The following is a 12,480-nucleotide window of genomic DNA, read 5'->3' on the forward strand; positions in this document are numbered from 1 at the left end:
CCCGCTATGCCTGCGTCTCGAAGAAACTTCGTACGGCCGTGATCGGCCCCGTGCTCAGCCGGGGAACCCCGCCGCCTTGGTCCAGCGCAGCGTCTCCCCGCCCCCGCTGAAGGTGACCTTCTTGCCCCCGGCGGCGACGGCGATCTTCTCCCAGCCGTCGAAGTTCTTGGTGAGGTGCTTGTCCCACGTGGTCAGCCGCCCGGTGGCGACCGCGGCGACGGACTCGGTCGGCGGCTCGCCGTCCGCGCAGTACACGCCGAAGTCCCCGAAGGCCGCGACGGTGCCGTCCTTGGCCTTGAGGGTGATCCCCTGACAGGCGTCGGTCGTGGTCTTGTAGACGACCGCGGGCTTGGACCACCCCTTCGCGCGGGGGCTGTAGTCCTGCACGAAGAGCCCCTTCTTGCTCAGGTAGTGCATGGCCACGCGCCGCCCGTCGGCCAGCTTGACCTGCGCGTTGAACGGACTCGGGCTACCGCTCCAGGGAATGTCGCTCTTCTGGAGCGGATAGCTGTGATCGCCCGCGACGGCCCGGTCCACCTGTTGCGCGGCACCGTGCCCCGCGCTCTTCTCCCGCCCCGCGGCCCCGTCCTGCCCGGCACTCTGACCGCACCCGGCCACGAGCCCGACCACGGCCACCGCCCCCAGCGCCACGGCTCTGATCCCCGCTCTGCTCATGCCCATCTCCTGTCGCACCGCTGTCGTCCGTGTCATCCCGTGTCATCCCGCTGTCGTCCGCGCAGCATACGTACGCGAACGCGCGAGGGCGCCCTCCCGTGGGGGAAGGGCGCCCTCGACAGGACTGGCGGAGCCGGTCAGTTGTGGCTGTGCAGGACCTCGTTCAGGCCGCCCCAGACCGCGTTGTTCGGGCGGGCCTCGACGGTGCCCGTGACCGAGTTGCGGCGGAAGAGGATGTTCGAGGCGCCGGAGAGCTCGCGGGCCTTGACGATCTGGCCGTCGGGCATCGTGACGCGGGTACCGGCGGTGACGTACAGACCGGCCTCGACGACGCACTCGTCGCCGAGCGCGATGCCGACACCCGCCTCGGCGCCGATCAGGCAGCGCTCGCCGATGACGATGCGGACGTTGCCGCCACCGGACAGGGTGCCCATGGTGGAGGCGCCGCCGCCGATGTCCGAGCCGTCGCCGACGACGACGCCGGCGGAGATGCGGCCCTCGACCATGGAGGTGCCCAGCGTGCCCGCGTTGAAGTTCACGAAGCCCTCGTGCATGACGGTCGTGCCCTCGGCGAGGTGCGCGCCGAGGCGGACGCGGTCGGCGTCGGCGATGCGGACGCCCTTCGGCGCGACGTAGTCCGTCATGCGCGGGAACTTGTCGATGGAGGTCACGGCGAGGTGCAGGCCCTCGGCGCGGGCGTTGAGCCGGACCTTCTCGACGTCGTCCACGGCGACCGGGCCGAGCGAGGTCCAGGCGACGTTGGGCAGGAAGCCGAACTGTCCGTCCAGGTTCACGCCGTGCGGCTTGACCAGGCGGTGGCTGAGCAGGTGCAGACGCAGGTACACGTCGTGGGCGTCCTGCGGCTTGTCGTCGAGGGACGCGATGACCGTACGTACGGCGATGATCTCCACGCCACGGCGGGCGTCCGGGCCCATCGCCTTGGCGGCACCCTCGCCGAGCAGCTCCACGGCGCGCTCGGCGGACAGCCGCTCGGTGCCCGCGGGGCCCGCTTCGGCGGCGAGCTCGGGCGCGGGGAACCAGGTGTCGAGAACGGTGCCGTCGGTGGTGACGGTGGCGAGGCCTGCGGCGACGGCGCCGGTGGTGCGAGAAGCATTCGTGTCGGTCATGGGTGAAACCTAACCGGAGGCACGCCGCACGGGCGAACCGGTCTCAGGGTCCGGGCCACCCCGCGCCGGGAGCGCCGAGAGCGCCGACAGCGGGCGGTCAAGCATCCGGCGCCGCGCCCGGCTCCGGCCTCAACAGCCGCGCGAACGTCTCCCGCGCGTACACCTCGTCGTACTCGCCGCCCGTGATCAGCACCTGCAGACAGATCCCGTCCATCAGGGCGACGAGGCCGCGCGCGGTGGCCGGGTCGGTGCGCCGCCCCAGCAACTCGGCGAGCCCCGCGCACCATTCGGCGGCCACCGGGCGCAGCGCGGGCCTGCGCAGGGCGGCGAGGTAGAGCTCGTACTCCAGCTCGATCCCGGCCCGCTCCCCCGCGAACCACTCGCCGAGCAGCCGGGCGAGCTCGCCCGCGACGTCGGCCCGCGGGTCCGCGAACGCGCCGCCCGCTGCCACCACCTTCGCGAAGCCCTCGTTGGACTGTCGCAGCGCGGCGACCAGCAGTTCGTCGAGGGTCGTGAAGTGGTACGTCGTGGAGCCGAGCGGCACGTCCGCCTCCGCGGCGACCGAACGGTGGCTGAGCCCGCCGATGCCCTTCCGCCCGACCACCCGGATCGCGGCGTCGATGATCCGCTGGCGACGGTCGGGGTCGTAGCGACGGCCCATCAGTGCGCCCCGCCCAGATTGAGCACGACGACGCCCGCGATCACGAGCGCGATGCCCGCGACCTTGACGAGATTGGCGGCCTCCCCCAGGAAGAGCATGCCGATCGCGGCGACGGCCGCGGTGCCGATGCCCGCCCAGATCGCGTAGGCGGTGCCCACGGAGAGGGTCTTGAGGGTCTGCGCGAGCAGCGTGAAGGCGAGCAGGTACCCCGCGACCGTGATCAGCGAGGGCCACAGCCTGCTGAACCCCTCGCTGTACTTCATGGCGGTCGTCCCGGCCACCTCCGCGGCGATGGCCCCGGCCAGCAGTGCGTATCCCATGCGTACGAGTGTACATATCGATGTGTACGGGTGTACGCAAACGCGGGATCCCGCACCGGTCGAACCGGTTGGACCGGCTAAGGTGACGCGATCACTGTGGGGGGCCACAGGGCGTACGACGCGAACCATGGAGCGCAAGAGCGATGTCGGACACATCGGGGCGGGGACCGCAGCCAGGACCGCAGAGCTGGAACCCGAACCCGCCGGGCCGGCACCCGCACCCTCACGGCTGGCAGCCGAACCCCTGGGGCCCACCGCCCCCGCCACCCCCGAAACCGGGCGTCATACCCCTGGCACCCCTGGGCGTCGACCACGTCCTGGGCGGCGCGTTCGCCACGATGCGGCGCTACGCCAAGCCGCTCTTCGGCACCGCCGCCGCGGCGTACGGCCTGCTCGCCGCGGTCATGACGGGCGCGCTCCTGCTCGCGTACGCCGCCACCCGCGACGACTTCCGGGCCATGTACGAGCCGGGCGCCACCTTCTCCTGGGAGCACGGACGACCGCTGCTCATGGCGTTCGGAGCGGTCTGGGCGACGGGCCTGCTCGCGAGCCTGGCCATCAACTCCTTCATCCAGGCCGCCTGCGCCGCGACCCTGCACGAGGCGGTGCTCGGCCGCCCCACGACGTTCCGCGCGGTGTGGCACAAGGCGTGGTCGCGCACGCCGTCGGTGACGGCCGTGACGCTGCTGCTCGCCCTGGTCCTGCTGCTGCCCCTCGCGACGTTCGCGCTGCTCCTCGTCTCCTTCTTCGTCACGGTCATGACGGACTCGACCGCCCCCTTCGGCCTGGTCTTCCTCCTCTTCCTCCTCACGCTCCCGCTGGCGGCCTGGCTCTACGTCCTGTTCGCCTTCGCCCCGGCGGCGGCGGTCCTGGAATCGGCGGGCCCCCTGACGGCACTGCGCCGCTCCGCACGCCTCGTACGCGGCGCCTGGTGGCGCACGTTCGGCATCTCGCTGCTCGCCGGAGTCATCGTGGTGATCGTCTCCCTGGCATTTCGGCTCCCCCTCCAGTTCGCCGCACCGGAGCCCCCCGCGGTGACCCCGGACACGGACACCTCAGAACTCCTCTTCGACCAACTCCGCTCCCAGTTCGGCCTGTACGCCCTGCTCGGCCTGCTCGGCACCCTGCTCACCCAACTCCTCGCCACGGTCTTCCTGCCCCTGGTGACGGCCCTGCTCTACATCGACCGCCGCATCCGCGGGGAGGGGCTGGCGCACACACTGACCGAGGCGTCCCGGTCCTGAACACGCGGAAGCCCCCCGGACCATGTCCGGGGGGCTTCCGCGTGTTCAGGGGGACTCAGACGTTGAACCCGAGCGCCCGCAGCTGCTCGCGCCCATCGTCCGTGATCTTGTCCGGGCCCCACGGCGGCATCCAGACCCAGTTGATCCGGAGCTCGTTGACGATGCCGTCCGTGGCGGACTTCGCCTGGTCCTCGATGACGTCCGTCAGCGGGCAGGCCGCCGACGTCAGCGTCATGTCGATCGTGGCGATGTTCGCGTCGTCGACGTGGACGCCGTAGATCAGGCCGAGGTTGACGACGTCGATGCCCAGCTCGGGGTCGACGACGTCGTACAGCGCCTCGCGGACCTCTTCCTCGGAAGCGGGCTTCGTGGTCAGGGTCTCGTTCTCGCTCATGCGGTCTTCCTCTCAGCGACGTCGTCGGCGGCGTCGGTACCGAGCGCCTGCGCCGTCGCGTCCTTCCACGCCATCCAGCTCAGCAGAGCACACTTCACGCGCGCCGGGTACTTGGAGACCCCGGCGAACGCGACGGCGTCCTCCAGGACCTCCTCCATCGCGTCGTCCGGCTCCAGCTTGCCCTTGGACTGCATCAGTTCCAGGAACACGCCCTGGATCTTCTGCGCCTCGGCGAGCTCCTTGCCGACCAGGAGGTCGTTCAGGACGGACGCGCTGGCCTGGCTGATGGAGCAGCCCTGGCCCTCGTACGACACGTCGGCGATGGTCGACCCGTCGTACTTGACGCGCAGCGTGATCTCGTCGCCGCACGTCGGGTTGACGTGGTGCACCTCGGCGTCGCCATCGCGCAGACCACGCCCGTGCGGGTGCTTGTAGTGGTCCAGGATGACTTCCTGGTACATCGAATCCAGCTTCACGTTCCCAGCCAGCCCCTCAGCCGAAGAAGTTCCGTACGTGCTCCAGGCCGTCGACGAGAGCGTCGATCTCGCCGGGCGTGGAGTACAGATAGAACGACGCTCGCGTGGTCGCAGGAATTCCGTAACGGAGGCAGACGGGCCGTGCGCAGTGGTGACCCACGCGGACCGCGATGCCTTCCTCGTCCAGGACCTGGCCCACGTCGTGCGGGTGGATGTCGCCGAGCGTGAAGGAGATCGCGGCGCCGCGGTCCTCGGCCGAGGAGGGGCCGATGATCTTGAGGTCGGGGACCTCAAGGAGCCGCTTGACCGCGTACTCGGTGATCGCGTGCTCATGCGCGGCGATCTTGTCCATGCCGATCGCGGACAGGTAGTCCACGGCCGCGCCCAGGCCGACGGCCTGGGAGACCGGGGGCGTGCCCGCCTCGAACTTGTGCGGTGCGGGAGCGTACGTCGAGGAGTGCATCGACACCGTCTCGATCATCTCGCCGCCGCCGAGGAACGGGGGCAGGTCCTCCAGGAGTTCCTGCCGTCCCCACAGCACGCCGATGCCCGTCGGGCCGCACATCTTGTGGCCGGTGAAGGCCACGAAGTCGGCCTGCAGCGCCTGCACGTCGAGCGGCATGTGCGGGGCGGCCTGCGAGGCGTCGATCAGGACGAGCGCGCCGACCTCCTGGGCGCGGCGCACGATGGCCTCGACCGGGTTGTGCGTGCCCAGGATGTTGGAGACGAGCACGAAGGAGACGATCTTCGTCTTCTCCGTGATGATCTCGTCGATGTTGGAGAGGTCGAGCCGACCGTCGTCGGTCAGGCCGAACCACTTCAGCTTCGCGCCGGTGCGCTGCGAGAGCAGCTGCCACGGAACGATGTTGGAGTGGTGCTCCATCTCCGTGATGACGATCTCGGTCTCGTGGTCCACGCGGTAGGGCTCATCGGCCCAACCGAGCATGTTGGCCACGAGGTTGAGCGACTCGGAGGCGTTCTTCGTGAAGATCACCTCGTCGCGGCTGGGCGCGTTGATGAACTCCGCGACCTTGTCACGGGCGCCCTCGTACAGCGCCGTGGCCTCCTCGGCGAGGACGTGCACGCCGCGGTGAACGTTGGCGTTGTGCTGCTCGTAGTACTCGTTCAGTACGTCGAGGACCTGGCGGGGCGTCTGGGAGGTCGCCGCGTTGTCCAGGTACACGAGCTTCTTGCCGTCGTGGATCTGGCGATCCAGGATCGGGAAGTCCTTGCGGATCGCCTCGGTGTCGAGGAGGCCCGGCAGCTGTGTCACGAAGATGCGCCGCCCTTCGTGTAGGCCTCGTAGCCCTCGGCCTCGAGCTTGTCGGCGAGCTCGGCGCCGCCGGACTCGGCGATGCGGCCGTTGGCGAAGACGTGGACGAAGTCGGGCTTGATGTAGCGCAGGATGCGCGTGTAGTGCGTGATGAGGAGGGTGCCGACCTCGCCCGTCTCACGGACGCGGTTGACGCCGTCCGAGACCTGGCGCAGGGCGTCGACGTCCAGACCGGAGTCCGTCTCGTCGAGGATCGCGATCTTCGGCTTGAGGAGCTCCATCTGGAGGATCTCGTGGCGCTTCTTCTCACCGCCGGAGAAGCCCTCGTTCACGTTGCGCTCGGCGAAGGCCGGGTCCATCTGGAGCTGCTCCATCGCACCCTTGACCTCCTTCACCCAGGTACGCAGCTTGGGCGCCTCGCCGCGGATCGCGGTGGCGGAGGTGCGCAGGAAGTTGGAGACGGACACACCCGGGACCTCGACCGGGTACTGCATCGCCAGGAACATGCCCGCGCGGGCACGCTCGTCGACGGACATCTCCAGGACGTCCTCGCCGTCGAGGGTGACGGTGCCCTTCGTGATCGTGTACTTGGGGTGACCCGCGATGGAGTAGGCGAGCGTCGACTTGCCGGAGCCGTTCGGGCCCATGATGGCGTGCGTCTCGCCCTGCTTCACGGTCAGGTCGACGCCCTTGAGGATCTCCTTCGTGGCGTTGTCGGCCTCGACGGTGACGTGCAGGTCCTTGATTTCAAGCGTTGCCATGGGTGCCTCAGGACTCCTGGGAAAGGGAGACGAGCACGTCGTCCCCTTCGATCTTTACGGGGTATACGGGGACGGGGCGCGTCGCGGGAAGGCCGGACGGCTTGCCGGTGCGGAGGTCGAAGCTGGAGCCGTGCAGCCAGCACTCGATCTGACAGTCCTCCACCTCGCCCTCGGAGAGGGAGACGTTCGCGTGCGAGCAGATGTCGTAGATCGCGTACACCTCGCCCTCGGTGTGGACGACCGAGACCGGCGTGCCGTCGAGTTCCACCCGCTTCGGGGTGTCCTCCGACAGCTCGCTCAGGCCACAGGCGCGTACGAAGGTCATGCGACCGTCGCCTCCAGCTCCTCTTCGATCTTCGCGATGAGGCGCTCCTCGACGTCGGGCAGGCCGATCTGCTGGACCAGCTCGGCGAAGAAGCCGCGGACGACCAGGCGGCGCGCCTCGTCCTCCGGGATGCCGCGGGACTGCAGGTAGAAGAGCTGCTCGTCGTCGAAGCGGCCGGTCGCCGAGGCGTGGCCCGCGCCGACGATCTCGCCGGTCTCGATCTCGAGGTTCGGCACCGAGTCGACCCGGGCGCCGTCGGTCAGAACCAGGTTGCGGTTCATCTCGTAGGTGTCCGTGCCCTCGGCCGCGGCCTCGATGAGGACGTCGCCGATCCACACCGCGTGGGCGTTGTCGCCCTGGAGCGCGCCCTTGTAGACGACGTTCGACTTGCAGTGCGGGGTGTTGTGGTCGACCAGGAGGCGGTGCTCCTGGTGCTGGCCCGCGTCGGTGATGTAGAGGCCGAAGAGCTCGGCCTCGCCGCCGGTGCCCGCGTAGTTGACGCGCGGGTGCAGGCGGACCAGGTCGCCGCCGAAGGTGACGACCACGGACTTGAAGGAGGCGTCGCGGCCGATCAGCGCGTTGTGCTGGGCGATGTGCACCGCCGTGTCGTCCCAGTCCTGGACGGAGACGACGGTGAGCTTGGCGCCGTCGCCGACGACGAAGTCGACGTTGGCGGCGAGCACGGCGTCACCGGTGTGGTCGATGACGACCAGGGCCTCGGCGAACGCGCCGAGCTCGACCACCTGGTGCGCGAAGGCGGTGCCGCCCTCGCCGTGCACGGTGATCCGGATCGGCTCGGTGAGGACCGTCTCCTTGGGGACGGACACGACCGAGGCCTTCTCGAAGGACGAGTACGCCTGCGCCGCGACACGGTCGACGGGCTTGCCCGCCTTGCCCACGCGCGCGTCGTCCCGGCCGACGGTCTCCTGGGTGACGCCCTCGGGGGCGCTCACCTCGACGCGGATGCCGCCGTCGGCCACCGCGGTGCCGTCGTGCAGACCGCGCAGGCGCTCCAGCGGCGTGAACCGCCACTCCTCCTCGCGGCCGTGCGGCACGGGGAAGTCCGCCACGTCGTAGGACGGGGGCGCGCTCATGCGGGTCGCGACGGTGGACTCGGCGGCCACCGCGATCGATCCTGCGGTCGTCGAACCGACCGGGATGTTCTGAGCCTCAGCCATGGCTGTCGTCGTGCTCTCTCTCTGCGTAAAGAAGTCAGTAGCTGCGGGGGCCCGGCCGGTCTCGGCCGGCCGGGACGCGGCCGGTGTTAACCGACCGAACCCTCCATCTGCAGCTCGATCAGCCGGTTCAGCTCCAGGGCGTACTCCATGGGCAGCTCCTTGGCGATCGGCTCGACGAAGCCGCGCACGATCATCGCCATGGCCTCGAACTCCGTCAGACCGCGGCTCATCAGGTAGAAGAGCTGGTCGTCGGAGACCTTGGAGACGGTGGCCTCGTGGCCCATGGAGACGTCGTCCTCGCGGACGTCGACGTAGGGGTAGGTGTCCGAGCGCGAGATCGTGTCGACGAGCAGCGCGTCGCAGAGCACGTTCGACTTGGATCCGGCGGCGCCCTCACCGATCTCGACGAGGCCGCGGTACGACGTACGACCGCCGCCGCGCGCCACCGACTTGGAGACGATGTTGGAGGACGTGTTCGGCGCCATGTGGACCATCTTGGAACCGGCGTCCTGGTGCTGGCCCTCGCCCGCGAAGGCGATGGAGAGCGTCTCGCCCTTGGCGTGCTCGCCCATGAGGTAGACGGCCGGGTACTTCATGGTGACCTTGGAACCGATGTTGCCGTCGATCCACTCCATGGTCGCGCCCTCGTACGCCACGGCGCGCTTGGTGACCAGGTTGTAGACGTTGTTCGACCAGTTCTGGATCGTCGTGTAGCGGCAGCGGCCGCCCTTCTTCACGATGATCTCGACGACCGCGGAGTGCAGCGAGTCCGACTTGTAGATCGGCGCGGTGCAGCCCTCGACGTAGTGGACGTAGGCGTCCTCGTCCACGATGATCAGGGTCCGCTCGAACTGGCCCATGTTCTCCGTGTTGATGCGGAAGTAGGCCTGGAGCGGGATCTCGACGTGCACGCCCTTGGGGACGTAGATGAACGAGCCGCCGGACCACACGGCGCTGTTCAGCGAGGCGAACTTGTTGTCGCCGACGGGGATGACGGTCCCGAAGTACTCCTTGAAGAGCTCCGGGTGCTCCTTCAGCGCCGTGTCGGTGTCCAGGAAGATGACGCCCTGCTCCTCCAGGTCCTCGCGGATCTGGTGGTAGACGACCTCGGACTCGTACTGCGCGGCGACACCGGCGACGAGGCGCTGCTTCTCCGCCTCGGGGATGCCGAGCTTGTCGTACGTGTTCTTGATGTCCTCGGGCAGGTCCTCCCAGGACGCCGCCTGCTTCTCCGTGGAGCGCACGAAGTACTTGATGTTGTCGAAGTCGATGCCCGAGAGGTCCGAGCCCCAGTTGGGCATGGGCTTCTTGTCGAACAGCCGCAGGCCCTTGAGGCGGAGCTTGGTCATCCACTCCGGCTCGGACTTCTTCGCGGAGATGTCCCGGACGACGTCCTCACTGATGCCGCGCTTGGCAGAGGCACCAGCCGCGTCGGAGTCGGCCCAGCCGTATTCGTACGTGCCCAGACCCTCGAGCTCGGGGTGGGCAGTCTCCTCGATAGGGAGAGTCATGCGGGGTTCCTCCCGGCGGTGCTTGCTGATGCTGAATGGGGGTGTTGCGTGGTGCTTCGGGGGATGAACGTCGTGCAGACGCCGTCGCCGTGGGCGATCGTGGCGAGGCGCTGGACGTGGGTGCCCAGGAGCGCGGAGAACATCTCCGTCTCCGCCTCGCACAGCTGCGGGAACTGCTCGGCGACGTGGGCGACCGGGCAGTGGTGCTGGCAGAGCTGCTCGCCGACCGGTGCGCTACGCGCCGTAGCAGCGTACCCGTCGGTGGTCAATGCCTTCGCCAGAGCCTCGGTGCGCCGCTCCGCGGGTACCGCCTCGATCGCCTTCTTGTACGTCTCGGCCTGGGCGGCGATCCGCGCCTTGGCGAACGCGACGACCGCGCCCTCGCCGTGGTGCTCGGTGATCCACCGGAGCGCGTCCGCGGCCAGCTTGTCGTACGACTGGTCGAAGGCGTCGCGCCCGCAGTCGGTCAGGGCGAACACCTTGGCGGGCCTGCCCCTGGTCCGTGCCCCGTAGACCCGCTGCTCGCGGGGCTCGACGACGTTCTCATGGGCGAGTGCGTCGAGGTGCCTGCGGACGGCGGCCTGGGTCAGGCCGAGCCGCTTGGCGAGGTCGGCCACGGTGGACGGGCCGTGATCCAGGATGGACCGCGCGACCCGGTTGCGCGTGGAGCGATCCGAGCGCGACCCAGCCGCGAGTTCCTCCTGCGGAGCCTCGCCAACGTTTTTCACAACGCCATTGTTGCGTAATTCCTCAGAGCCTGACAACCCGCGCCCGGATCACCGGCCGGTGCGCTGCATCACTTAGGCATACCTAAGCTGACCTGCGGAAACGATCACTGATCGATCAAACCGGTGGCGCTCACCAGGCACTTCCTGGAGACTCCCTGACCATGTCGACACCCCCTCCCACCGGCCCTTTGTGCACGCGCGCCTCACTCGCGGACGAGCTGTCGAAGCTCGGTGTGCGTCCCGGCGAGACCCTCCTCGCGCACACCTCGCTGAGCTCGCTCGGCTGGGTCAGCGGCGGGCAGGTCGCACTCGTCCAGGGGCTCCTCGACGCCCTCGGCGCCGACGGCACTCTGGTGGTCCCCACCCACACGGGAGACAACTCCGAGCCCTCGGCGTGGCAGAACCCGCCCATGCCCGAGGGCTGGCCCGAGGTGCTCCGCGCGACGCTCCCCGCGTACGACCCGCTGATCACGCCCAGCTTCGGCGTCGGCGTCGTCCCCGAGGCCGTGCGCACCTGGCCCGGGGCCCTGCGCAGCGCCCATCCGCAGGCGTCCTTCGCGGCCCTCGGCCCCGGGGCCGCCACGATCACCGCGGGGCACGCCCGCGACTGCAGCTTCGGCGAGCGCAGCCCGCTGGCCCGGCTGGAGGAGGCGGGCGCCCGGGTCCTGCTGCTCGGCGCGGGCTACGGCTCCTGCACCGCCTTCCACCTGGCCCAGTACCGGATCCCCGGCCCCGAGACCGAGAACTCCTTCGCGGCCATGACGCCCCGGGGCCGCCGGTGGACGACCGTGCGGGAACCGGCGTTCCCCAGCGACCGCTTCGAGGAGCTCGGCGCGGCCTTCGAGCGGGACACGGAGGTCGTACGAGGACGGGTGGGCGCCGCCGCATCGCGGCTGTTCCCGCTCGCGGACGCGGTCGCCTACGCCGAACGGTGGCTGGCCGCCCCCGCCTAGAGGTCCTCCTCGCGTTCGGGGCGGCCCATGAACCAGTAGGAGCCCGCGACGAGGAGACCGCCCCCGACCACGTTCCCCACCACCGTGAACAGCAGGTTCCTGCCCAGCTCCGCGAAGCCCGCGCCGCCGTCCAGGATCGCGAGGGCGAACAGCGCCATGTTCGCCACGCAGTGCTCGAAGCCGACCGCGACGAAGACCAGGACCGGGATCCACAGCACGAAGATCTTCGCGCCGTCCCCCTTGGCCCGGTAGAACATCCAGATCGCCAGGCAGACGAGGAAGTTGCAGAGCACGGCCCGCCAGAAGAGCTGGCCGCCGTCGAGCGCCTCCTTGCCGTGCACCATCCCGGCGAGCATCGCGCGCGCCGAGGGCGTCGACGTCACGCCCGAGGCGTGCACCATCGCGCCGAAGACGAACGCCCCGACGCAGTTCCCCGCCAGCGACAGCGCCCAGCTGCCGACCAGGTCGCGCGCGCCCGTGCGCCCCGTCAGCGCGCCGATCAGCATCACCATCACATTGCTGGTGAACAGCTGCGCGCCCGCGAACATCACGATCGTCAGCGCGATCGGGAAGACCGCTCCTTCGAGGAGTTTCACCGCCGGGGAGCCCGCCGCCACGAACGGCGAGACCGCCACCAGGAGCAGCACCTCGCCGATCCCGATGTAGGCGCCCGCGAGGACGGCAGAGACGAAGTAGCGCGGGGCGCGCCGGAGGTCGTGCGCCTTGTGGGCGGCCTGCTCGGATGTCTCCTCGACGTTCTCCGCGATGCTGGTCACGCATCGACGCTAGGCCCCGCTTCGTCCCCGTACGGCCGGAAAAGGTCACCAGGAAGAGGACCGGCGCCCCGCCCGCCC

The 12,480-nt window shown here is 69.6% G+C and carries 15 protein-coding genes; 2 read left to right on the plus strand and 13 right to left on the minus strand.

Translation table 11 applies throughout. The features are described from left to right. Positions 1-54: 54 nt before the first annotated feature. From KY5_RS09250 to KY5_RS09265, 4 genes are all read right to left on the minus strand, one after another. On the minus strand, positions 55-675 hold the full coding sequence (locus tag KY5_RS09250; protein WP_234362668.1) for a hypothetical protein: 621 nt from the start codon (positions 673-675) through the stop codon (positions 55-57). Between the two features lie 137 nt (positions 676-812). Next, a complete protein-coding gene (gene dapD / locus KY5_RS09255; protein ID WP_098241773.1) occupies positions 813-1,802 on the minus strand; it encodes a 2,3,4,5-tetrahydropyridine-2,6-dicarboxylate N-succinyltransferase in 990 nt (329 codons plus the stop codon). A gap of 97 nt (positions 1,803-1,899) precedes the next feature. Next, positions 1,900-2,463, minus strand: coding sequence for a TetR/AcrR family transcriptional regulator (locus KY5_RS09260; protein WP_098241774.1), 564 nt, complete (start codon positions 2,461-2,463; stop codon positions 1,900-1,902). Beyond that, on the minus strand, positions 2,463-2,783 hold the full coding sequence (locus KY5_RS09265) for a DMT family transporter (protein ID WP_055543925.1): 321 nt from the start codon (positions 2,781-2,783) through the stop codon (positions 2,463-2,465). The genes KY5_RS09260 and KY5_RS09265 overlap by 1 nt, the downstream gene beginning before the upstream one ends. 143 nt (positions 2,784-2,926) lie before the next feature. Between KY5_RS09265 and KY5_RS09270 the strand changes: the two genes are divergently transcribed. Then, positions 2,927-4,027: an oxidoreductase gene (locus KY5_RS09270; RefSeq protein ID WP_159072502.1), complete on the plus strand. Its 1,101-nt coding sequence runs from the start codon at positions 2,927-2,929 to the stop codon at positions 4,025-4,027. A gap of 55 nt (positions 4,028-4,082) precedes the next feature. On the opposite strand, the gene KY5_RS09275 is transcribed toward KY5_RS09270, so the two are convergent. From KY5_RS09275 to KY5_RS09310, 8 genes are all read right to left on the minus strand, one after another. Then, positions 4,083-4,421, minus strand: a complete 339-nt coding sequence (locus KY5_RS09275) for a metal-sulfur cluster assembly factor (RefSeq protein ID WP_030564757.1) — start codon at positions 4,419-4,421, stop codon at positions 4,083-4,085. Continuing rightward, positions 4,418-4,897 (minus strand): Fe-S cluster assembly sulfur transfer protein SufU, encoded by a 480-nt coding sequence (gene sufU, locus KY5_RS09280; protein WP_098241776.1) that lies wholly within the window; start codon positions 4,895-4,897, stop codon positions 4,418-4,420. Before sufU ends, KY5_RS09275 begins: the two co-directional genes overlap by 4 nt. Positions 4,898-4,913: 16 nt before the next feature. Next, positions 4,914-6,170: a cysteine desulfurase gene (locus tag KY5_RS09285; RefSeq protein WP_098241777.1), complete on the minus strand. Its 1,257-nt coding sequence runs from the start codon at positions 6,168-6,170 to the stop codon at positions 4,914-4,916. Then, positions 6,167-6,931 (minus strand): Fe-S cluster assembly ATPase SufC, encoded by a 765-nt coding sequence (gene sufC, locus KY5_RS09290; protein WP_098241778.1) that lies wholly within the window; start codon positions 6,929-6,931, stop codon positions 6,167-6,169. Before sufC ends, KY5_RS09285 begins: the two co-directional genes overlap by 4 nt. Positions 6,932-6,938: 7 nt before the next feature. Next, the gene (locus KY5_RS09295; RefSeq protein WP_098241779.1) at positions 6,939-7,256 is read right to left on the minus strand and encodes a bifunctional 3-phenylpropionate/cinnamic acid dioxygenase ferredoxin subunit; all 318 of its coding nucleotides are present in this window, start codon (positions 7,254-7,256) and stop codon (positions 6,939-6,941) included. After that, a complete protein-coding gene (gene sufD, locus KY5_RS09300; protein ID WP_098241780.1) occupies positions 7,253-8,434 on the minus strand; it encodes a Fe-S cluster assembly protein SufD in 1,182 nt (393 codons plus the stop codon). The genes KY5_RS09295 and sufD overlap by 4 nt, the downstream gene beginning before the upstream one ends. A gap of 86 nt (positions 8,435-8,520) precedes the next feature. Next, positions 8,521-9,945, minus strand: a complete 1,425-nt coding sequence (gene sufB, locus KY5_RS09305; protein ID WP_098241781.1) for a Fe-S cluster assembly protein SufB — start codon at positions 9,943-9,945, stop codon at positions 8,521-8,523. After that, a complete protein-coding gene (locus KY5_RS09310) occupies positions 9,942-10,673 on the minus strand; it encodes a helix-turn-helix transcriptional regulator (RefSeq protein WP_199842997.1) in 732 nt (243 codons plus the stop codon). Before KY5_RS09310 ends, sufB begins: the two co-directional genes overlap by 4 nt. Before the next feature lie 161 nt (positions 10,674-10,834). Between KY5_RS09310 and KY5_RS09315 the strand changes: the two genes are divergently transcribed. Next, complete coding sequence (locus tag KY5_RS09315) at positions 10,835-11,626, plus strand: aminoglycoside N(3)-acetyltransferase (RefSeq protein ID WP_098241783.1); 792 nt, start codon at positions 10,835-10,837, stop codon at positions 11,624-11,626. Here the strand turns inward: KY5_RS09315 and KY5_RS09320 are convergent. Next, the gene (locus KY5_RS09320) at positions 11,623-12,402 is read right to left on the minus strand and encodes a formate/nitrite transporter family protein (protein ID WP_098241784.1); all 780 of its coding nucleotides are present in this window, start codon (positions 12,400-12,402) and stop codon (positions 11,623-11,625) included. The genes KY5_RS09315 and KY5_RS09320 overlap by 4 nt on opposite strands. Between the last annotated feature and the right edge of the window lie 78 nt (positions 12,403-12,480).

The organism is Streptomyces formicae (assembly GCF_002556545.1).
GTDB classification, from domain to species: Bacteria; Actinomycetota; Actinomycetes; order Streptomycetales; family Streptomycetaceae; genus Streptomyces; species Streptomyces formicae_A.

Coding starts and splice junctions, on each gene's coding strand:
- KY5_RS09250 (WP_234362668.1), bottom strand. CDS start 675: ATGAGCAGAGCGGGGATCAGAGCCGTGGCGCTGGGGGCGGTGGCCGTG.
- dapD (WP_098241773.1), bottom strand. CDS start 1,802: ATGACCGACACGAATGCTTCTCGCACCACCGGCGCCGTCGCCGCAGGC.
- KY5_RS09260 (WP_098241774.1), bottom strand. CDS start 2,463: ATGGGCCGTCGCTACGACCCCGACCGTCGCCAGCGGATCATCGACGCC.
- KY5_RS09265 (WP_055543925.1), bottom strand. CDS start 2,783: ATGGGATACGCACTGCTGGCCGGGGCCATCGCCGCGGAGGTGGCCGGG.
- KY5_RS09270 (WP_159072502.1), top strand. CDS start 2,927: ATGTCGGACACATCGGGGCGGGGACCGCAGCCAGGACCGCAGAGCTGG.
- KY5_RS09275 (WP_030564757.1), bottom strand. CDS start 4,421: ATGAGCGAGAACGAGACCCTGACCACGAAGCCCGCTTCCGAGGAAGAG.
- sufC (WP_098241778.1), bottom strand. CDS start 6,931: ATGGCAACGCTTGAAATCAAGGACCTGCACGTCACCGTCGAGGCCGAC.
- KY5_RS09295 (WP_098241779.1), bottom strand. CDS start 7,256: ATGACCTTCGTACGCGCCTGTGGCCTGAGCGAGCTGTCGGAGGACACC.
- sufD (WP_098241780.1), bottom strand. CDS start 8,434: ATGGCTGAGGCTCAGAACATCCCGGTCGGTTCGACGACCGCAGGATCG.
- sufB (WP_098241781.1), bottom strand. CDS start 9,945: ATGACTCTCCCTATCGAGGAGACTGCCCACCCCGAGCTCGAGGGTCTG.
- KY5_RS09315 (WP_098241783.1), top strand. CDS start 10,835: ATGTCGACACCCCCTCCCACCGGCCCTTTGTGCACGCGCGCCTCACTC.